Origin of the sequence: Raineyella sp. (assembly GCF_034933565.1) — a bacterium.
Taxonomy (GTDB): domain Bacteria; phylum Actinomycetota; class Actinomycetes; order Propionibacteriales; family Propionibacteriaceae; genus Raineyella.
Genome location: NZ_JAYFNG010000040.1, coordinates 19,021 through 40,059, shown reverse-complemented (window position 1 = coordinate 40,059; position 21,039 = coordinate 19,021). Strand labels below are relative to the sequence as shown.

At 71.9% G+C, this 21,039-nt stretch carries 16 protein-coding genes, 1 tRNA gene and 1 other RNA gene; 11 read left to right on the top strand and 7 right to left on the bottom strand.

Annotated elements, in window-relative coordinates:
- Positions 1–369: 369 nt before the first annotated feature.
- From VB059_RS11760 to VB059_RS11745, 4 genes are all read right to left on the bottom strand, one after another.
- The gene (locus VB059_RS11760) at positions 370–1,962 is read right to left on the bottom strand and encodes an FGGY-family carbohydrate kinase (RefSeq protein WP_323422213.1); all 1,593 of its coding nucleotides are present in this window, start codon (positions 1,960–1,962) and stop codon (positions 370–372) included.
- A 58-nt stretch (positions 1,963–2,020) separates the two neighbouring features.
- Complete coding sequence (locus VB059_RS11755) at positions 2,021–2,956, bottom strand: hypothetical protein (RefSeq protein ID WP_323422212.1); 936 nt, start codon at positions 2,954–2,956, stop codon at positions 2,021–2,023.
- Between the two features lie 85 nt (positions 2,957–3,041).
- Positions 3,042–4,304 carry an MFS transporter gene (locus VB059_RS11750; protein WP_323422216.1) on the bottom strand — a complete coding sequence of 421 codons (1,263 nt, stop codon included), beginning with the start codon at positions 4,302–4,304 and terminating at the stop codon, positions 3,042–3,044.
- Between the two features lie 86 nt (positions 4,305–4,390).
- Positions 4,391–4,478 (bottom strand) — tRNA-Ser (locus VB059_RS11745).
- A 185-nt stretch (positions 4,479–4,663) separates the two neighbouring features.
- On the opposite strand from VB059_RS11745, the gene ffs reads away from it, so the two are divergent.
- Positions 4,664–4,760: signal recognition particle sRNA small type (gene ffs / locus VB059_RS11740), an RNA gene on the top strand.
- A gap of 298 nt (positions 4,761–5,058) precedes the next feature.
- Positions 5,059–7,830, top strand: coding sequence for a DNA polymerase III subunit gamma and tau (locus VB059_RS11735; RefSeq protein ID WP_323422215.1), 2,772 nt, complete (start codon positions 5,059–5,061; stop codon positions 7,828–7,830).
- 148 nt (positions 7,831–7,978) lie between these two features.
- Here the strand turns inward: VB059_RS11735 and VB059_RS11730 are convergent, their stop codons facing one another.
- The gene (locus VB059_RS11730) at positions 7,979–9,004 is read right to left on the bottom strand and encodes an NAD(P)H-dependent flavin oxidoreductase (protein WP_323422211.1); all 1,026 of its coding nucleotides are present in this window, start codon (positions 9,002–9,004) and stop codon (positions 7,979–7,981) included.
- Positions 9,005–9,177: 173 nt separating this feature from the next.
- The gene (locus VB059_RS11725) at positions 9,178–10,188 is read right to left on the bottom strand and encodes a zinc-dependent alcohol dehydrogenase family protein (RefSeq protein WP_323422210.1); all 1,011 of its coding nucleotides are present in this window, start codon (positions 10,186–10,188) and stop codon (positions 9,178–9,180) included.
- Positions 10,189–10,448: 260 nt separating this feature from the next.
- Here VB059_RS11725 and VB059_RS11720 point away from each other — a divergent pair, with 260 nt between their 5' ends.
- The 6 genes from VB059_RS11720 (at position 10,449) to ileS (ending at position 18,030) form a co-directional block, all read left to right on the top strand.
- Positions 10,449–10,745 carry a YbaB/EbfC family nucleoid-associated protein gene (locus tag VB059_RS11720; protein WP_323422209.1) on the top strand — a complete coding sequence of 99 codons (297 nt, stop codon included), beginning with the start codon at positions 10,449–10,451 and terminating at the stop codon, positions 10,743–10,745.
- A 9-nt stretch (positions 10,746–10,754) separates the two neighbouring features.
- Complete coding sequence (gene recR / locus VB059_RS11715) at positions 10,755–11,351, top strand: recombination mediator RecR (protein ID WP_323422214.1); 597 nt, start codon at positions 10,755–10,757, stop codon at positions 11,349–11,351.
- Entirely contained in the window at positions 11,338–12,213 is an 876-nt protein-coding gene (locus VB059_RS11710) for an HAD family hydrolase (protein WP_323422208.1), read from the top strand. The genes recR and VB059_RS11710 overlap by 14 nt, the downstream gene beginning before the upstream one ends.
- Before the next feature lie 43 nt (positions 12,214–12,256).
- Entirely contained in the window at positions 12,257–13,516 is a 1,260-nt protein-coding gene (locus tag VB059_RS11705) for an ATP-binding protein (RefSeq protein WP_323422207.1), read from the top strand.
- Positions 13,513–14,187 (top strand): LuxR C-terminal-related transcriptional regulator, encoded by a 675-nt coding sequence (locus tag VB059_RS11700; RefSeq protein ID WP_323422206.1) that lies wholly within the window; start codon positions 13,513–13,515, stop codon positions 14,185–14,187. The genes VB059_RS11705 and VB059_RS11700 overlap by 4 nt, the downstream gene beginning before the upstream one ends.
- A 561-nt stretch (positions 14,188–14,748) precedes the next feature.
- Positions 14,749–18,030, top strand: coding sequence for an isoleucine--tRNA ligase (gene ileS / locus VB059_RS11695; protein WP_323422205.1), 3,282 nt, complete (start codon positions 14,749–14,751; stop codon positions 18,028–18,030).
- 258 nt (positions 18,031–18,288) lie between these two features.
- Here ileS and VB059_RS11690 read toward each other — a convergent pair whose 3' ends face one another.
- The gene (locus VB059_RS11690) at positions 18,289–18,846 is read right to left on the bottom strand and encodes a DUF1707 domain-containing protein (protein ID WP_323422204.1); all 558 of its coding nucleotides are present in this window, start codon (positions 18,844–18,846) and stop codon (positions 18,289–18,291) included.
- A gap of 179 nt (positions 18,847–19,025) precedes the next feature.
- Here VB059_RS11690 and VB059_RS11685 point away from each other — a divergent pair, with 179 nt between their 5' ends.
- The 3 genes from VB059_RS11685 to VB059_RS11675 all read left to right on the top strand — a co-directional run bounded on the left by VB059_RS11685 (position 19,026) and on the right by VB059_RS11675 (position 20,967).
- Positions 19,026–19,610: a hypothetical protein gene (locus VB059_RS11685; protein ID WP_323422203.1), complete on the top strand. Its 585-nt coding sequence runs from the start codon at positions 19,026–19,028 to the stop codon at positions 19,608–19,610.
- 506 nt (positions 19,611–20,116) lie between these two features.
- Positions 20,117–20,485 (top strand): hypothetical protein, encoded by a 369-nt coding sequence (locus VB059_RS11680; RefSeq protein WP_323422202.1) that lies wholly within the window; start codon positions 20,117–20,119, stop codon positions 20,483–20,485.
- Positions 20,486–20,679: 194 nt separating this feature from the next.
- Complete coding sequence (locus VB059_RS11675; RefSeq protein ID WP_323422201.1) at positions 20,680–20,967, top strand: GNAT family N-acetyltransferase; 288 nt, start codon at positions 20,680–20,682, stop codon at positions 20,965–20,967.
- Positions 20,968–21,039: the final 72 nt, after the last annotated feature.

Genomic DNA, 21,039 nt, shown 5'->3' with positions numbered 1-21,039 from the left:
GTCCCGGCCACCGCCGCTCCGGCGTCTCCGGGTGTCCGGCGCTCCGGTGCCGGCGTGTTCGTCGTGCCCGGTGCCCGGTGCCCGGTGCCCGGGCGTGGGACGTTGCGGCGTGCGGCGCGGTGGGGTGCCCTGCCGGCGCTGGATCGGGTCGTATAACATAGGAGGCGTCAAAGGGGAAGGTCCGATTCCGGGCCGTCCCCTTTGTCATGCCCTGATTCGGGTGGATCGGGGCCCCACGAAGAAGGAGACACCCCATGAAGGACAAGAACGAGAGCACCAAGAAGTCCCTCGTCGACATCTGGCTGAACGGCTTCCGCGCGATCTCCACGGATCAGGCCAGGTCCACCGACTACGGCGTGCGGTTCTGAATCATCCCGGCGGCGGACAGTGTCGTCCGCCGGCCGTCCCACGGGGCTGGAGACCGAGGTCTTCGGCCCTTTTCGCTGCCCGCTGCGGCTCCTCCGGCCCGCCCGGCGCGGCCGCGGTGGAGCTGTGGTACGCGGCCAGGGCGTGCTGGATGCTGCGGGTGGACTCGTACAGCTGGCGGTAGAGCAGATAGAGGTCGTCGTACACCGGCTCCGGCCGGGGCTCGATCACCCGGACGACCGGGTTCCACTCGCTGATCGGCGCCGGGTCGGCGATCAGCGCGGCGGCCAGGTGGGCGTCCCCGTACGAGGCGCCGATGGTGACCTCCGTCACCTCCTGCGCCATCCCGGTGATGTCGCTGACCAGCTGGGACGACAGCGGCGACTGGATCCCACCGCCCACGGCCACGGTCCGGCGCGGCACGATGCCGGCGTCGTGGAAGGCCTCCAGATGGTGGCGCACCGCGTACCCGACGGCCTCCAGCGTCGCCCGGAACAGGTCGCCGCGGGTGTGGCGTACGGTCAGGCCGCAGATCGTGCCGCGGGCCGACGAGTCGAGGATCGGGGTGCGTTCCCCGTCGAAGTAGGGCAGCATCAGCAGCCCGCGGGCCCCCGGCCCGGAGTCCCGCGCCTCGCAGGTGAGGCTCTCGTAGGTGGACCCGCCCAGCAGATCACGGACCCAGGCGGTGATCGCGCCGGAGGTCCCCATCCCGCCCGACATCGTCCAGCGTCCCGGCACCAGCCCGGGACTGCCCCACATCATCGGATGGCTGACCCGGTGGTCCTGGGTCGCGACGAGGCACAGCGTGGTGCCGTACATCAGCATCAGGTCCCCGACCTCGGTCGCACCGACCGAGTGCGCCTCGGCCCACGCGTCGATCGTGCCGACGGTGACCGGGGCCCCGGCCCGCAGGCCGGGCACCCGGGCCGCCACCTCCGCGGTGACATCGCCGGCCCGGTCGCCGGCCCAGGCCAGCCGCGGGAAGGTGATCCCGGGGGCGACCACGGCGCAGCGCTCGGTGAACCACTCCAGCCGGGCCGCGTCATACAGCGGGACGCATTGCCCGGCCGACTGGTGGTCGAGGACGTACTCGCCGGTGAGCCGGTGCACCAGCAGGCTCGCCGGCATGTGGAAGGTCCGCGCCGCCGCGTACGCCGCGGGCTCCTGCTCCCGGAACCAGGTGAACTTCGGCCCGACCGACTGGGTGGACAGGTAGGCGTCACCGGTGCGGTAGATCTCCTCGGCGCCGAACAGCTCGTTCAGTTCGCGGATCTGCTCGGCGGAGCGGGTGTCGACCCCGTACAGGGCCGCCGGCGCCACCCCATGGCCGTCCGCATCGCAGAGCATCAAGGTCGGTCCCATGCCCGACACCCCGACGGCGGCGAACCCGGTGGGGGCGAGAGGGCTGAGCTCGGTGCACAGGGCGACGAACTCGTGCCACCACACCTCGCCGTCCATCGAGACCAGCCCGGGGCGGCTGCGGTCGACCCGGTGCGTACGTGTCGCACTGCCCAGGATCCGCCCGTCGAGGGAGATGGCGACGGCTTTCGTGCTGGAGGTACCGACATCCACCCCGAGCACGACGCTGCTGCACATGGCCCCCAGTCTGCCAGCATGCCGGACGAGCGGACAGGGGGCGTCGGTCGGCTCCGGGTCAGGCCTCGGCCTGCTCGGGCTCGGACTCCCGCGAGGCCGGGTGGAAGCGGGAGAGCAGGATGACCCCGGTGACCGCCAGCGCAGCGGCCAGCACCATCGTCGCGGCGGCGGTGGCGGTGATCGCCGCGCCCTCACCCAGGACGGCGATGCCGAAGACCACCGCGGCGATCGGGCCGACCGCGTTCATCGCGCCCACCACGGTCTCGGCGGGGCCGTTGGCGTAGCCCTGCTGCATCAGGGCGGTGGCCACGACCGAGCCGGCCACCAGCATCACGATGACGATCCAGAAGGTGGCCGAGGTGCGCCAGCTGCCGGCGCCGACGTACTCCCCGGCGGCCTTGACCAGCCCGGACTCGAGCCCGAAGATCACCGCGCCGGCGGAGGCCCAGGCGAAGCACCGCCACGCGACCGGACCGCGGGCGCCGACCACGGCCAGTGCCCCGGCCACGGCGAAGACGACCAGCGCGCCCACCACCAGCCAGCTGTCGTCGAACACGTCGTGCTCGACGGCGTGCCGGACCGCCACCACGGCGAACAGGCCGGTCCCGGCGACGGCCAGGCCGACCGCCCCCCACAGCGCCGGCGCGACGCGGTGGCCCTGCATCCGGCTGGCCAGCAGGACCGTCCACGGCACGGCCAGGATGGCGAGCGGCTGCACGACGGTGACCGGGGCCAGCATCAGGGCCGCGACGGAGATCACCGCGCCGGCGCCGTTGAGCGCCATCCCGAGCCACCATCGCGGGGAGCGGACCAGCGCCCACAACTGGCCGCCACTGAGGCTCTGTCGCCCGGTGGCGTCCTCGGACCGTTCCCCGACGACCTGTTCCCCGACGACCTGTTCCCCGACGACGCCGTGCTGCAGGGTCGCCGACCACGCGAACAGCACGGTGGTGAGGACCGTCAGCAGGACGGCCAACGGAAGGTTCTGGTTCACGGGGCCCCCGGGGAGAAGGTTGCAGCCGGACAGGCGGCCGACAGCAGGAGCGTAGCCGCTGCGGGTGACACCGGGGGAGCCCCGATCAGCCGTCGGTGCCGGGGAGCGGCCGGGTGGCCGGCAGCACCAGCATGGCCAGCGCGGAGACGAGGCCGACGACCAACAGGGCGTGCAGCACCCCGACGCGGTCACCGAGGAAGCCCAGCAGCGGCGGGCCGGCGAGGAAGGCGGTGTAGCCGATGGTGCTGACGACGCTCAACCGGGCGGCCGCCCGGGCCGGGTCGTCCGCCGCGGCGGACATGCCGACCGGGAACCCGAGGCTGGCACCGATGCCCCAGAGCGCGGCACCGGCGAAGGCGACCGGGGCAGTGCCGAGGACGACCAGCAGGCAGCCGACGATCGCCGAGGCGAAGAGCACCAGCAGCACCGGCTGGCGGCCGTACCGGTCGAGCACCCGGGGGCCGAGGACGCGTCCGATGGTCATGAAGGCCAGGAACACCGCCAGCGCCACGACACTGAGTGCCTTCTCGACGTGGTGGCCGTCGAGGAAGGCGACCGCCAGCCAGTCGTTGGCGGTGCCCTCGGTGAAGGCGGCGGCGAGCACCATGACCCCGACGAGGAGCGTACGGGGCTCGGTCCACGCGGAGCGGGCGCGTGGCCCGGCGGCAGGGGAAGCCGTGCCGTGGGGAGCCGCGGTCGGGGCCGGCGCCGCACCGGGCAGGAACCTCCTGGTGCCCCACAGCACGGCGGCGACGCAGAGCACCGCCATCGCGCCGACATGGGCCAGCAGCGGCACCTCGAGCCGGACCAGGATCGCGCCGACCAGCGCGGCCAGCACGGTCCCGGCGCTGAACGCGGCGTGGAACCACGGCATGATCGCGCGCCGCAGCGCTCGCTCGATGACGCTGCCCTCGAGGTTCTGCGCCACGTCCCACACGCCGTTGCCCAGACCGACCAGGAAGAGCCCGGCCATCACCACCGGGACCGGGGCGGCCAGGGTGACCGCGAGGGCGGCCAGCAGCATGCCCGGGACGGCCGTCACCAGCCCGAGTCGTACGGTGCGCACCGAGCCGAAGCGTTGCAGCAGCCGGCCGGCGACCGGCAGGCCGCACAGCGCTCCGGCCGACACGGCGAGGAGCAGGAAGCCGAGCCGGCCGGGGGAGAGCCCGAGCAGGTGCTTGACATCGGGGACCCGCGACATCCAGGTCGCGAACATGAACCCGTTGACGCCGAACACCGCCAGATCGCCGTTGCGGGCCCGTACGGCCGTGGCGAGCGCGCCGTCCACCCCTCCCGGCCGGTCGTCGGGTGGGGTCGACCGCTTCTCCGGTCCCGTCGCCCCGTCCATGGTCACGCGACGCTCCCTCCACGCCCTGGTGTCGCTGCCCGGTGCACGAACAGCGATGCCCGCTCTGAGCAGAGCGGGCATCGTGATGGCGGAGGATACGAGATTCGAACTCGTGAGGGCGTGAACCCAACCCGCTTTCCAAGCGAGCGCCATAGGCCTCTAGGCGAATCCTCCGTCGGAGGACTCTACATGAGCGCGGAGGTTTCACCAATTCGTCGCGCGCCGTTCGTCGGGTGCCGTGCGCGCGGCTCCGGACGGTGAGGGGAGGGTGACGGCGAGTACGGCGACGGTGAGGGGGCGACAGTGACGGGGAGGGTGACGGCGAGTTGGGTGCGGCGCGAACATCCCCTACACTGGGCCGAGGTCCCCCGTGTGGCGTTACCTCGCCCAACTCCCCCAGGGTCGGAAGGCAGCAAGGGTAAGCGAGCTCTGTCGGGTACGCGGGGGACCCCTTTTTTCTGCCCGGGTGTGCCGGGTGTCCCCTTTCCGCAGCGTCTGCAGGCCGCCGGTTCCGGCCCGACGGACGTTGTCAGTCCCACCGCATAGGGTGTGCACCGTGGACGAAGACGACGAGCTCGAGCTCTGGGAGGCTGACGCCGATCTCGACGACGTCGAGCCCGAGGAGGTCGACCCGGACGACCCCGACGGTGACGTCGCGCTGGACGTCGCACCCCGGACGGGTGCGGGGCTCTTCGCCCCGCCCGCTGCTGCGGAGACCGGAGCTCCGGCCCCGGTGGACGGTCCGGCCGTGCCGATGTCCGGGCCGACCGAGACCCTCGCGCTCTACCGTCGCTACCGGCCCGACACATTCGCCCAGGTCGTCGGGCAGGAGCACGTCACCGCCCCGCTGCAGCGCGCACTTGCGAACAACCGGGTCAACCACGCCTATCTGTTCTCCGGTCCGCGCGGTTGTGGCAAGACGACCTCGGCGCGCATCCTCGCCCGGGCGCTGAACTGTGAGAACGGCCCCGCGCCGGAGCCCTGCGGCCACTGCCGGTCCTGCCGCGACCTGGCCACCGGGGGGCCGGGCTCCATCGACGTGATCGAGATCGACGCGGCCTCGCACGGTGGCGTCGACGACGCCCGGGACCTGCGCGAGCGGGCGTTCTTCGCCCCGGTGTCCAGCCGCTACAAGATCTACATCATCGACGAGGCCCATATGGTGACCACGCAGGGCTTCAATGCCCTGCTGAAGCTCGTCGAGGAGCCACCGCCGCACGTCAAGTTCATCTTCGCGACGACCGAGCCGGACAAGGTGATCGGCACCATCCGGTCGCGGACCCACCACTACCCGTTCCGGCTGGTGCCACCGAAGGTCCTCACCCGCTACCTCGGCGAGATCTGCGAGCACGAGGGGATCACCGTCGAGCAAGGTGTCCTGCCGCTGGTCGTCCGGGCCGGTGGCGGGTCGGTCCGCGACTCACTGTCGGTCCTCGACCAGCTCCTCGGGGGGGCGTCCGAGCGGGGCGTGACGTACGAGCACGCCACCGGCCTGCTCGGGTACACCCCGGAGAGCCTGCTCGACGAGATGGTCGACGCCTTCGCCGCGGGCGAGGGGGCAGGGGTGTTCTCGGTCGTCGACAAGGTGATCGAGGCCGGGCAGGATCCGCGTCGCTTCGCCGAGGACCTGCTCGGTCGACTGCGCGACCTGGTCATCATCGCCGCAGTCCCCGATGCGCTGTCCAACGGCCTGGTCGATGTCTCCCCCGAGCAGGGCGAGACGTACGCCACCGAAGCGGGGGCGATGGGCCTGGGGGAGCTGACCCGAGCGGCGGATGTGATCGCCGAGGGGCTGACCCAGATGCGCGGCACGACCGCTCCGCGCCTCCATCTGGAACTGATGTGTGCCCGGGTGCTGCTGCCCGGTGCCGACGTCGCCGAACGGGGCCTCAACGCCCGGCTCGACCGGATCGAGCGCCGGCTCAACCTGGGCGGACTCGACACCGGCCTGCCGGTGACCGAGTCACCGCGCGCCGGAGGGGGCGCTCCCGCGCCGGAGGGCGAGCGTCGCCCGCGCGGCCGTCGTGCCGAGCGCGGCGCCACCGAAGTCTCCGGAGCGCCGATGGCTCCGGATGTCCCGTCGACCGCCCCGTCGCCGACCACCCGGAATGTCGTGACGCAGAACGCAGCCACCGAGGCGGCCGGCCCCGTCGCGGCGCCGGTGGCTGCGGCCCGGCCCGTTCCGCCGGCCCCTGCTCCGGCTGCCGCGTCCCGGTCCGTTCTGCCGGCCCCCGCTCCGGCTGCCGTGACCACGCCGTCGACCCGGCCGGTCCGCCCCGAACGTCCGGCCCGTCCCGAGCGTCCCGGCGCGGCGCGTCCCGACCGGCTCCGACCGGAGTCCGCCGCACCGTCGGTGCCCGCGCCGCAGCCTGCTGCACCGCAGCCGGTCACCCCGCCGACTGTCATCGCCCAGCCCGTCGCTCCGCCGCAGACGGTCGGCGAGCAAGCCCGGTCGGCGGCGAACGCCCCCGGTGGGCGCGGCCTGTCGACCCAGGAGGCGCAGGCCCGATGGGGTGAGGTCCTGGAGGCTGTCGGCGCCCGACGCCAGTTCACCAAGGTCCTGCTCGAGGGGAACGCCGCCGTGGTGTCCCTGGTCGACAACGTGCTCACGGTCGCCCTCAGCACGCCCGGGGCCCGCTCCGGCTTCGAGCGGCCCCGCGAGCGCGAGGTGTTCATGCAGGCCGTGACGCAGGTGTTCGGAGCTGCCCTCCAGGTGGAGACACTGATCGACGCGGACGTGGTCCGCCAGCAGCACAATCGGCGCGGCGGCAGCCAGCCATCGGCCCATCGTGCCGCCCCGGCCCCCGCCGTACCTACGACAGCGCCGACCGCGCCCACGACAGCGTCGGCCGGATCCGCGTCAGCACCCGAACGGCAGGGCGAACCACAACCGTCGGTGAGCCCGCGCCGCGGACAGCGGGGATCACGCGGGGGCAGGTCCTCGGGACCCGTCGCGCCTGATCCGGCGCGCCGGCCCGCTCACGACGACGTCCCACCGCCGCTCGAACCCCCGGACGATCCCTGGGACGAGCCGCCGCCCGAGGACGACCCGTACGGCGCCCCGTACGCACCGCCGCGTGGGGACCAGACGGTGTCCCGGTCGGTGACTTCGGCCCCTGCGGCGGCACCGTCCTCGGGGGCACCGCGCTCCGCCCCGTCTGCCCGGTCGGCCACGGCCCCGGTCCGGGCGTCGGGCCTGGCCCCGGCCGCTGACACTGCGGAGGTGTCAGCCGGCTCGTCCGCGCCGCCTGGCATGTCGGTTCCGGTCGGTTCGCCCGTCCCGGCCACCGGCCAGGAGCCCGAAGCTCCGGCGGCCGCCGCGCCGCCGCGACCCAGTCGGTACTCGCAGGTGGCGGCCGCCCCGCCACCACCGCGTGACCTCACCCCCGAGGTGGAGGCTGCCGCGTACGCCGACGACGACGAGACTGTCGGCGAGGGCTACGAGAGCGCCGCCGAGCTGCTGACCAACGTCCTGGGTGCCGAGTTGCTGCTGGAGGAGCAGCAGGACACCGGGCTGGGCGCCTGACGGTCGCTGCCCGCGGCTCCGGTCGGAGTCGCCGTTTCCGCGTCGGATGGAATTGCGGGGCGGGGCCGGAGTCGGGCCCCAGGGCAGGTGCTGGGATCTGACCCGGCCGTGAATCTGACCCGGCCGTGGGACCTGAGCCGGCCGCGGCTCAGTCGGTGCCCGGCCAGAGCCGGGCGACGACCTCACCGGCCGGTTCCTCAGCCGCGAGCCGCCAGCCCGTCCCGGCCCACAGGTGCGTGTGCTGCGGGTCCCCGGCCGCCGCGGCGGCGCGCCGGATCGGTCCGGCCACCTGGTTCACCGCCGGGTAGCAGGCCGGCGCCAGGGCGTCGTACGCCTCGACGAACGCGTTGCGCAGCCCGCGGGCGAGTCGCCCGGAGAAGCAGCGGGTCAGCACCGTCTCGGTGAAGCCCGGCTGTGTGAGGGCGGCCCGATGGGTCGGGTTGGTGCCGGCCTCCGGGGTGAGCAGGAACGCGGTGCCGAGCTGGGCCGCCACCGCCCCCGCCTCGAGCACGCGGCGGACCTCGGCCGTGTCGCTGAGACCTCCGGCGGCGATCAGGGGCACCGGCACCGCCGCCCGGACAGCCGCGAGCAGCGTGTCGAGCGGCGTCGTCGGTGCCGGGTCGCTGGTCCGGAAGGTGCACTGGTGCCCGCCCGCGTCCGGCCCCTGGACGACGAGGGCGTCCAGGCCGCGCCGGACCGCCTCGAGCGCGTCGTCGACCGAGGTCACCCCGCCGACCAGATAGCTGTCCACGGCGTGCAGCCGCTCCACGGTCGTCCGGTCCGGCAGCCCGAAGGTGAAGGAGACGACCGGCACCGGGTCGTCCACCAGCAGCTCGACCTTGTCCTGCCAGGAGTCGTCGTCCGGTGCCGGCTCGGGCAGTTGCTCGACGCCCAGCTGGGCCGCCAGCGGGAGCAAGGCCTGACGGTACGCCTCGACCGCCGCGACATCGATCGGGGTGGGGTCGGGGACGAAGAGGTTCACCCCGAACAGGTCGGTCCCGCCGGTCCGGACCTCGGCGATCGCGGCGGCCACCGTGGCGGGTGTCCGGTACCCGGCGGCGAGGAAGCCGAGCCCGCCGGCCGCACCGACCGCCCGGACCAGGGCGGGGGTCGACGGGCCGCCGGCCATCGGGGCGGCGATGATCGGGACGCGCAGGGCGGGGAACTCTCGCATGGTCCGTCACGCTATGCGGCGACGGGGGCATTGGGAAGGGTGGCGGGCCGGTCGGCGGTCAGGATAGGGGCCGGTCGGCGGTCGGGATACCGGCCGGTCGGGGGTCGGGATAGGGGCCGGTCGGCGGTCGGGATGGGGCCGACCGACGGTGAGGAAGCGGGGTCGGTCGGTGGTCAGATCGCCTCGGCCACCCGGAGCACCCCGGCACCCTCGATGTCGCCGTGGGCGAGGTAGCGCAGCGCCCGGTCGGCCTCGTCGAGGGGATACTCGTGGGTCGTCGGGTGCAGCCCGAGCCGGTCGGCCAGGGTGAGGAACTCCTCGCCGTCGCTGCGGGTGTTCGACTCCACGCTGGTCAGCGTCTTCTCGTGGAAGACCGCATCGTGGTAGTCGAGCGCCGGGATGTCGGACATGTGGATCCCGGCGCAGGCCAGTGTCCCGCCGGCGCCGAGCGCGGCCAGGGCGTACGGCACGATGTCGCCGGCCGGGGCGAAGATGATCGCCGAGTCGAGTGGCACCGGCGGCATGTCCCGGGCATCGCCGGCCGAGGCGCAGCCCAGCTCGAGGGCGAACCGACGCGCCTGCTCCCCGCGGGTCAGCACATGCACCTCGATGCCCTGGGCCAGCGCCACCTGGGCCGCCAGGTGGGCGCTGCCGCCGAACCCGTACAGTCCCAGCCGGCCGCCCGGCGGGACGTTCGCCCGGCGTAGCGCCCGGTAGCCGATGATCCCGGCGCACAGCAGCGGGGCCGCGGTGGCGTCGTCGAACCGTGCGGGCAGCCGGTAGGTGTACCCCTCCGGGACGGTGGTGTACTCGGCGTAGCCGCCGTCGGCGTCCCAGCCGGTGTAGTGCGAGCGGGTGCAGAGGTTCTCCCGGCCCGTACGGCAGGCCCGGCAGACACCGCAGGTGCGCCGCAGCCAGGGGACCCCGACCCGCTCCCCGGTGACGAACCGTTGCGCGCCCGGCCCGGCGCCGACGACCTGCCCGACGATCTCGTGGCCCGGTGTGACGTGCTCGCGGTGCACCGGCAGGTCACCCTCGGCGACGTGCAGGTCGGTGCGGCACACCCCGCAGGTGAGCACCCGGACCAGCACCTCACCGGGGCCGGGTGTCGGGATCTCCTTCTCGACGAGTTCGAGGGGGCCGCCGTCCAGTGGGCCGGGCGTACGCACCTGCCATGCGCGCATGATGATCTCCTTGTCGGGCTCACCCCAGTCCACCACGTCGCGGGCGTGGCGGCCAGCGGTCCCGGCCCGTCCGCCCAGGACCCCGCCCAGGACCCCCGCTCTCGGCCCCCGCTCTCGGGTCCCGCCGTCGGCCCCGTCCGGCGCGTACGTCGTTGTCGGCGCGTACGTCACTGTCGGGGGGAGCCTCTAGGCTGGGGGCGCACACCGCGACACACGGCGAAAGGACCCCGATGACCGAGGGATTGCCCCAGGGATTCGACATGAATGCACTCATGCAGCAGGCGCAGGCCATGCAGACGCAGATGCAGCAGGCGCAGGCGGAGCTCGCCGTCACCTCGGTCTCCGGCACCGCCGGCGGCGGTCTGGTCACCGTGATGATGACCGGTTCCGGCGAGGTCACCGCGGTCACCATCAAGCCCGAAGCCTGCGACCCGGAGGACACCGAGACCCTCGGTGACCTGATCGTCGCGGCCCTGCGGGACGCGAACAACCAGGCGGCCGCGCTGGCCCAGCAGAAGCTCGGTCCGCTCGCCGGCGGGATGGGCCTCGGGTTCTGAGTGGCAGCCATCTATGACGGCCCGATCCAGGACCTGATCACCGAGCTCGGTCAGCTTCCCGGGATCGGGCCGAAGTCGGCCCAGCGCATCGCGTTCCATATCCTGTCCGCGGACAAGGAGGACGTGATGCGGCTGGTCGACGCCCTCGTGCAGGTCAAGGACCGGATCAACTTCTGCACCACCTGCTTCAACGTGTCCGAGGGCGACACCTGTTCGATCTGCCGTGACCTGCGGCGCGACGCCGCGATGATCTGCGTGGTGGAGGACGCCAAGGACGTCGTGGCGATCGAGCGCACCCGCGAGTTCCGCGGCCGCTACCACGTGCTCGGCGGCTGCATTAGCCCGGTCAACGGCGTCGGGCCCGACCAGCTGCACATCCGCGAGCTCGTCGGCCGACTCGCCGACGGGGCGGTCCAGGAGGTCATCATCGCCACCAATCCGACCATCGAGGGTGAGGCGACGGCGACCTACCTGAGCCGGCTGCTGCTGCCGATGGGGCTCACCGTGTCGCGGCTGGCGAGCGGGCTGCCGGTCGGCGGTGACCTGGAGTACGCCGACGAGGTCACCCTCGGCCGGGCGTTCGAGGGCCGTCGTGCCCTCGCCTGACGCGCTCGCCGACGAGCCGGCGGCCGGGGTGGCGCCGCGGACCGTACGCCTCGTCGCGACCGACCTCGACAACACCCTGCTGCGCTCCGACAAGTCGATCAGCCCCCGCACCGATGCCGTGCTGCGGGCCGCCGCCGACGCGGGTGTCGTGGTGGTGCCGGTCACGGCACGCCAGCGGGTCGGCGTGCTGGCCGTCGCGCCCCAGTTCGTCGAACTCGCCGATGCCTTCGGCGGGTGGGCGGTGTGCTCCAACGGCGCACTCGGCGTCGACCTGGTGACCGGGGAACGGCTGTTCGAGGCGACGATGGGCGTCGACGCCCAGCACGACCTCCTGACGCTGTTCAGCGACGCCGTCCCGGACGTCCGGTTCTGTGCGGTCCGGGATGGCGGCGACGGGTTCCTGGTCGAGGCCGGCTACGCCGAGCTGTGCGTCTGGACCGACCACAGCCGCGACCCCCGGACGATGCAGATCGCCGACCGGGCGGCCCTGACGGACGTTCCCAACCTCAAGATGGTGGCCCGCCACCCGCAGATCAGCGCCCGCGACCTACTGGCCACCTTCCGGGCCCTGGAGATCCCCGGCCTGCGCGCCACCTCGTCCGGTGCGCCCTTCCTGGAGATCTCCGCCGCCGGCGTCGGCAAGGCGTACGGCCTGCAGCGGCTCACCGAGCGGCTGGGGATCGGCCCGGACCGGGTCGTCGCGTTCGGCGACGGCCTCAACGACCTCGACATGCTCGAGTGGGCCGGCCTGGGCGTGGCAGTGGCCAACGCCGAGCCCGAGCTCCTCGCCGTCGCCGACCGGATCGCGCCGAGCTGCGACCAGGACGGCTTCGCGCAGGCACTCGAGGCACTGTTGCCCTGACGGGCTCGGACGGACCGGGGCGGGCGGGCCGATAATGGGTGTCGTGGAGAACGACAGGGCGCCACGATGGTGGCTTCGCATCGCCACGTTGGGCACCGATGGCCATGACCCACGCGATGACGCCGAGCTCGCCCTGGGTGTCATCTTCATCGTGCTGGGGGCCGGCGTCGTCATCCAGGCGCTGCTCGCCATGCCGGCCGGTGCGCCGTTGTCCACCGTACGGACCGGGTACGTGTCCCTGACGCTCGCGATGAGCGTCGCGGTGGTCGGTTTCTGTGCCGCGACGTTGCGACGGGGGGCCGTCCCGGCGTCCTGGGGGTGGGTGATCCTCGTCCTCGCGGTCGGCTCGATGCCCGTGTTCACCGCCATCATGCCGGCATCCGAACTGCTCGGCTCGTGGACGGTGTCGGTCTTCGCCTTCGCGCAGTTGAGCGTCGCCGCTGCCGGGGTATGGGTACGCTCCGTGCCGCGTACCGTGCTGCTCTCCCTGGCCGTGGCCGCCTACTACAGCTGGCTGCTCCTCGCCGCCGGCGGTCCCTACGGTCAGGTGTCGGTCGTCGTGAACGCGCTCAACTATCCGGTCTTCGCCCTGACCATCTCACTCGTCTCGCAGTACTGGCGGGTCCTCGCCCGGCGGTCGTACGACGCCCATCAGGCGGCACTTCTGGCCACCCGACAGATGGAGCTCGACCGGTATCGGATGACGGTGCACGACACGAGCGGCATCCTGTGCCTGCTCGGTGACGAGACGACCCCACCGGAGGTGTTGCCTGCCGTGCGCCGACAGGCGCTGGCCGAGGCGAACCGGCTGCGTCACTACCTCACGCGCTCCCCGGCGGGTGCCGGGGACGCCGGCATGCCCGGTTCGGGGCGAGCGCGGCTGGGGGACGTGCTCGGGGAGGCGGTGGCGGGCTTCGGTGACCTGCCGCTGGAACTGTCGACCGCCCTCGGCGGCGACGCGGTCGTGGCGGAGGCCGACGCGGTGGCGGTCCAGCTGGCGGTGGAGACGCTGCTGCACAACATACGGCGGCATGCCGAGGCCTCGACAGTGTGGGTGCACGCCGACCGGGCGGGCGATCGGTGGGAGGTCGTCATCCGCGATGACGGGGTAGGGTTCACCGCCGGCCCCGAGACGTACGGCTTCGGGCTGCGCACACAGGTGCTGGCAGCTCTGTCGGAGCGGGGCATCACCGTCGACATCGAGGCGGCCCCCGGCGAGGGCTGCGCCGTCACGCTCTCGGGGCCGGTGGCGGCCCCCGCCAGCAGGACCGGTGGCGGCGCCGGCCGGCGGGACCGGCCATGACACACCCTGACGCAGCCCGGCAGGACGAACGCCAGCGGCCCCGCGTCGTGGTCATCGACGACAGCACGCTCGTCCGCGAAGCGTTCGGCATGGTCCATCCGGGCCTCGAGCTCCTCGGCGCCTGGCCCACGATCGAGCCACTCCTCGCGCAGCGGCCGGCGGCCGAGTTGGTCGTGCTCGACCTGCACCTGGGGGCCGATGATCGGCCCGACGTACGCCAGGGCACCCGGGCCATCCGGGCGGTGAGCGCCGCCGGCTACCGGATCTGCCTCTACACCGACGAGAGCCGCCCGCTGGTGCTGGCGCAGTGCCTCCGGGCGGGCGCCGACGGGCTGGTGCGCAAGAGCGCTCCGAGCGCCAGGGCCGAGGCCGACTTCCTCGAAGCGGCCGCCGGTGGTGCGGTGCTGCCGCCGTCGCTGGTGAGCCTCGCCGAGCTGCTGGAGCGCCGCGGCGCACTGCCGGAACTCACCGATCGCCAGCGCCAGGTGCTGGGCGCCCGCGCCCGCGGTGAGAGATGGGCGTCGATCGCCCAACGCCTGTTCATCACCGAGCGGGTGGCGCGCGAGCACATGGAGGCCGTGTCGAAGAAGCTGTCGGATCGCCTCCGGGACACCTCACCGGCCGATCTGGAGCGGATGCTCGGCACCGGGCCCGGGGACCTCGTCGACTGATCCCGTCAGCGGACTTCCGGTCGGCGGACAGCCGGTTCGCGGAGTCCCCTCCGCCGGATCCGGTGGCGATCGGGCGGACGGCGATGGCGGATCACTGGTCGACAGGGCCCCCCGGACCCTGCCGACCAGCAATCCGCTGCCGGGCGTCACCATCCCCCACATGGGACCCTGCCGACTCCACGCTAGGCGGCGGAGCCGATCCCCAGGAACCCCCGGAAACGGGGGTTCCCGAGTGCCCCGGGGGCCGAGTGCCCGGGCACGGGACCGCCGGACGGTGAGCGGGTGACCGGGTCGTACCGGCCGGATGGTCGGCTGGCACCTGCTGAAGAGGACCGCCTACACTGTCGACGTCGCACGGCGAGGATGGGGCCATCACCCCGGAGCTGCCGGAAGAACGGTCGTCCGCCCCGGCGGACGGCTCACTAGAACCGGCTGCGGCGTGAACGAAGCGGGTGGGTCCGGCGCGGACCCATCAAGAAGGGTGGTACCGCGGGTCCCCTCGTCCCTTCCTGCACCCGGCCCGAGCCGAGGCCGGTGTGGTGACGAGCGACGAGGACGGACATGACGCAGGAGATCGCACCGGGCGCGCGTACGGAGCAGCGCGACCCCGCTGAGCAGACGGCCCGGGCCGCTGCCGCACAGGTGAACGCGGCTGCCGAGCAGGGGCACTTCGAGGGGGCCTACCACGCGGTCCCGGCGCAGATCGACCTGCCCGCGACCGAACACCGCATCCTCGACTTCTGGGCCGCGAACGACGTGTTCGCCCGCTCCGAGGAGCGCACCCGGGGCGGGCAGCGCTGGACCTTCTTCGAGGGCCCGCCGACCGCCAACGGCATGCCCGGCACGCATCACATCGAGGCGCGCGTCTTCAAGGACATCTTCCCGCGGTTCCGGACCATGCAGGGCTACTACGTCGAGCGCAAGGCCGGCTGGGACTGCCACGGCCTGCCCGTCGAGCTGGCCGTCGAGAAGGAACTCGGCATCAACGGCAAGCCGGAGATCGAGCAGTACGGCATCGAGGCGTTCAACGCGAAGTGCCGCGAGTCGGTCACCCGCCACGTCGACGCGTTCGGCGAGCTCACCGAGCGGATGGGCTACTGGGTCAACCTGGACGACGCCTACTGGACGATGGACTCCTCCTACGTCGAGTCGGTCTGGTGGTCGCTCAAGGAGGTGTACGAGCGCGGCATGCTGTCCCAGGACGAGCGGGTCGCCCCGTACTGCCCCAAGGACGGCACCACGCTGTCCGACCACGAGGTCGCCCAGGGCTACGAGGACGTCGTCGACACGACCGCCTTCGTCCGCTTCCCGGTCAGCTCCGGGCCGTACGCCGGCACGGCCGACATGGTCATCTGGACCACCACGCCGTGGACCCTGCTGGCCAACACCACCGTCGCGGTCGGCCCCGACATCACGTACGTCACCGCCACCGATGGCGACTCCACGGTGATCGTCGCCGAGGACAACGTCGCGACCGCGCTCGGCGAGGGCTGGACGGTGCAGGACCGGTTCCCCGGCGCGGCGATGGAGGGCTGGACCTACCGACGGCCGTTCGAGGTCGTCGACCAGCCCGGTCACGCGTTCTTCGTGGTGCTCGAGGACTATGTCGCGACCGGTGAGGGCACCGGCCTGGTGCACCAGGCGATGGCGTACGGCGAGGACGACTTCCGCTCCAGCAAGCGCCACGGCATCGAGCTGGTCAACCCGATCGGTCCTGACGGGCACTTCCACGACGACCTGGACGTGGTCGGCGGGATGTTCTTCAAGGACGCCGACAAGGCGGTGCTGGCCGACCTGACCAGGCGCGGTCTGCTCTTCGGGACGCTCGACCACGAGCACCCCTACCCGCACTGCTGGCGTTGCCACACCCCGTTGATGTACTACGCGACGCCGTCGTGGTACATCCGCACCACCCGGATCAAGGAGGAGCTGCTGCGGGAGAACGAGCGGACCACCTGGTACCCGGAGACGATCAAGTGGGGCCGCTACGGCGACTGGCTCAACCACAACGTCGACTGGGCGCTGTCGCGGACCCGTTACTGGGGCACGCCGCTGCCGATCTGGATCAACGACGAGACCGACGACCAGATCTGCATCGGATCGCTGGCCGAGCTCGGCGAGCTGGCCGGGCGGGACCTGGCCGACCTCGACCCGCACCGCCCGTTCATCGACGCGGTGACCTTCACCCGGCCCGGCGTGCCCGGCACCTACCGTCGGGTGCCGGAGGTGATCGACGCCTGGTACGACTCCGGGTCGATGCCCTTCGCGCAGTGGGGATACCCGTACGTCGACGGGTCGCAGGACGCGTTCAAGCACGCCTACCCGGCGGACTTCATCTGCGAGGCGACCGACCAGACGCGTGGCTGGTTCTACTCGCTGATGGCGGTCGGCACCGCGGTGTTCGACCGGTCGTCGTACAAGAACGTGCTCTGCCTGGGCCACATCCTGGCCGAGGACGGCAAGAAGATGTCCAAGCATCTGGGCAACATCCTTGAGCCGATCCCGCTGATGGACAAGCACGGCGCCGACGCGGTGCGCTGGTTCATGGCCGCCTCCGGATCGCCGTGGGCGGCCCGCCGGGTGGGCGACACGGCGATGCAGGAGATCGTCCGCAAGGTGCTGCTGACGTACTGGAACTCCGCCTCGTTCCTGGCGCTGTACGCCGCGGCGAACGACTGGAGCCCGGAGAACGCCGACGGCACCCGCAAGGACGTGCCGCCGGCCGATCGTCCGGTGCTCGACCGCTGGCTGGTGTCGGAGACCAACGTGCTGGTGCGCGACGTCACCGCGGCGCTGGAGGACTTCGACTCCCAGCGCGCCGGGCAGCTGCTGGCGGAGTTCGTCGACAACCTGTCGAACTGGTACGTCCGCCGCTCGCGGCGCCGCTTCTGGCGCGGCGAGGACTCGGCGCTGCTCACCCTGCACGACACGATGGACGTGCTGACCCGGCTGATGGCACCGATGGTGCCGTTCCTCACCGAACATGTCTGGCAGCAGATTGTCGTGCCGGTCGACCGTGCGGCCGCCCCGTCGGTGCACCTGGCCACCTGGCCGGTCGCCGACGCCGCGCTGATCGACGAGGACCTGGACGAGGCGATGGGGCTGGCCCGCCGGGTCGTCGAGCTGGGTCGTGGCGCCCGGGCCGAGGCCAAGGTCAAGATCCGCCAGCCGCTGTCGCGGCTGTTGGTCGCCGGCGACTCGTACGCCAGGCTGCACGCGTCGTTGCGCGCCGAGATCGCCGACGAGCTGAACGTGGAGCAGGTGGCGTCGTTCGCCTCGGCCGGTGACCTGGTGGACTACTCGGCGAAGGGCAACTTCCGCAACCTCGGCAAGCGGTTCGGCAAGCAGACCCCGCAGGTCGCCGCGGCCATCGCCGCGGCGGACGCGGCAGCGCTGCACGACGCGCTGGCCCGCGACGGGCGGGCGACCGTCGATTTCGACGGCGGCACCGAGGTCGGCCCCGACGACGTGCTGATCACCGAGCGACCGCGCGAGGGCTGGTCGGTGCTCAACGAGCAGGGTGAGACCGTCGCCCTGGACCTGGAGCTGACCCCGGAGCTGGTGAAGGCCGGCATCGCCCGGGACGTGATCCGTGAGGTGCAGGAGGCCCGCAAGACCTCCGGCTTCGAGGTGTCCGACCGGATCAGCCTGGTCTGGACCGTCGCGGACGCCTCGGGCGTGGTCTCCGCGGCGGGCACGGCGACCGGGGAGGCGGTGCGGGAGCACGCCGGGCTGATCGCCGACGAGGTGCTGGCGGTGGAGATGTCCGAGGGCGAGGTGCCGGCCGACGGCTTCGCGCTCGAGGAGCTGGGCCTGCGCTTCACGGTGACCCGCCGGGGCTGAGGCGCCGACGCGCGACCGGATGGGTCGGTTGCGCTCGAGCGTTCGGGGGCGTACGTGGCTTCGGCCGCGTACGCCCTCGTCGGCGTCCGGCGAGCAGATCGCGGACGACCCGGTGTGTCTTCTCGCGCTGCACGACGCCCGCCCGTCGATGAGGCCGAGGTGCCGCCCTCGCGGCAGGTGCTAGGGGCGTCGGGCAGGTGCTAGGGGCGTTGCAGGTCGTGGTCGCCGGGAGAGTTGCGGGTCGAAGTCGCCAGGAGACTAGCCGGAGCCCGGACCGGGCGGAAGCCGCGGGCCGTCGCTGCCGGGCGGTAGATCGTCGCGCCGGTGCTTGCGCTCGCCTAGGACCCGGCTGCTCAGGATCGTCAGGACGATCGCGGCGACGATCAGGATGCCCGCGGGGACATGGGTGAAGATCATCAGGCCGATCGCGACGGGCCAGATGATCGGCCGGATCGTCCGCAGCACGTTCACCCAGCCCGGTTCCACCTGCCCGGGGCGGGAGGTGCCAGCGGCCGGCAGGTAGTCGCCGCCCCGGCTCGGGTAGGGACTCGGAACGGGCAGTGCCGACGCCGCGGCGGACGGCGGCTGTGCCCAGGGCGCGCCTGGATTGAGGCTCGGCAGGTCGGCGAACAGCGGGACCAGGTCGGCGACCGTACGGGCCTGGAGAGCGGTGTCCATCCGCTGGTTGAACTCGGCGTCGTCGAGTCGCCCGGCGACGAAGTGCTCGGAGAGCTCGTCCACCGCCGCCTGCCGCTCGGCGTCGCCGATGCGGGGGAGGGGACGCTGCTCGTCGGCGGAGCCCGGGTCGCTGGTCATGGTCGCCATTATGCCCACCGGTCCGGCACGCCCTGCTCGCGCGGAGGGCCGGTGCCGGGTCGGGCAGGGCCTGTGGATGGCTCCGCTGGGACCAGGCCTGTGGACAACTCGGGCTCGGAACGGCGTCGTGAACCACCCATGGGCCAAGCTGGGGCCCAGCGAACCGAAGGGGATGAGAAATGTCGCAACGACGCATCAGCAAGCTTGCACCGGCCTGGACGGTCATGGGTGTCGCCATGCTCCTGGCCGGTTGCGGCAGCGATCCTCGGCCCGCCACGATTCCCACGCCCTCGTTCTCCTGCACGCCCGACCCGGCCGGGGCGCCCTGTACGGCCGAACTGGCCGCCGCCCAGGCCGAAGAGACCAGGGCGTACGCCGAAGCGGAGTTCGCCTACCGGGAGTTCACCAAAGAGCGGAACCGGCTTCTGCAGTCTGGAGGCAGCGTCGCGCAGACTTCACAGATGGAACGGTATGCAACAGGACCTTACCTTGAAGAGATGGCGAACGATCTGAAGATCGTTCATGATAATGGTCTGAAATCTACCGGGGAAATAACTGTAGGAAATTTTGGGCGCAAGGATTCCAGCTCTGATCGTCTTGAGTTTTACTTGTGTGAGGATGCGTCCGCGGTAAGGGTCTTTGATTCGACCGGTAAGCAGATCTCCCAGGGGCGGCTGGGGGCTCTTCGGGTGATTGCAGTCGGTGGCGATGGTGAGCGAAAGATTGAGGACACCGAGCTTGCGGAGGAATGGAAATGTTTGTGAGGAGGGCGGTTCTGGTTGTGGGCTTGGTGATCAGTATTGTGGCGCTCTCGGCGGCCCCGGCCTCCGCGGAATCTCGACCAGACTTGTTGGGGGTTCGAGTGATGTCAGGCGCAGATTCGGCGACAGGGATTTTGAATTCTCAGCGAAGGGCGTCGGGTAGTAGCCAGGTCAAGTCTTCCGGGCGGGGAGCGTTGCCTGTTGGCAAGCCAGTGCAATCCGGTTACGTTGATCGGCTAGGTATCGGTGTAGACCCCGCCACGATTCCCGGGACCCAGTTGCGGGAACTCCTGCTCCAGCGCCAGCGCTCTTTCTACGGCCTGAATGATCCGTCCAACTGGCTGTGGAACAACCTGGTTCCTCTGCCGGGTGGCACGCCTTCCGGGGGTGGTGTCCCTGTGCCGCGTGTGGACCCAACGGTCCTGGCGCGTGAAGCTGCTGCGACGCTTCGGCTCCCGAGTCAGACGGTCCGGATCGGCCCTGACCCGTCGCGCAATCGGTGGAACATGATGGCCGTCGGACATCCCGTCTGGCTGTGGCGGGACGGCGCGAGTTCCACCACCGAGACCGTGTCGTTGGCGGGGGTCACGCTGAACATGACCGCGAAGCACCAGTCGACGACGTACGACATGGGTGATGGCGCGCGGGTCACGTGTACGGCGTCCACGCCATGGGTCGCCGGTGCTCAGCCGCCGGGCAGCCCGTCACCGGACTGTGGCCACGTCTACTCCAGGCCCGGCAAGTACACGATCAGCGCGACCCATCACTGGCAGTTGTCGTGGTCGGCGATGGGGCAGTCGGGGACACTGCCGATGTCCAACGCCTCGTCGACAGCCGTGACCGTCGGTGAGTTGGCGTCGGTCGTGATCGAGCGCTGAACGCCTGCCTCCCGGAGGGCCACGTACGATCGAGACATCCAGCCCGGTCCAGCTGGACGGCGCCGGACGTACGGCCGGCGACAATCGAGGATCCGGTCAGGGGTGCTGGTGACCGAGGCGTCCCCAGGTTGAGGCGCCCCTTGGTCGGGGTGAGCGAGGTCGACGGGACCTGCACCAGAATGAGAGGAGCTGCGATGCCAGACATCAACATCCGGTTCAACCCGGAACGCTCCCGCTGGGAGGCGTTGCTGGACGGCGACGAGATCGGCTTCCTCGACTACCAGGTCAACTGCGGCATCGTGGAGATGTCCCGCACCGGTGTCGACCGCCTTGAGGGGCAGGACACCGCGGCTATCGGGACCGAGCTGATCCGGGCCGGCCTGGAGCAGGCTCGCGAGGACGGTCTGAAGGTGCTCGCGACCAGCCCGGAGGTCGAGGAGTTCCTGACTGATCATCGCGACGACTACCGCGATCTGCGCTGACGGGCCCCGGACCGGGCGGATCCTGGACCGGGCGGACCCCGGCCGGCCCGCCCAGGGACCCGAGGGCCGCGA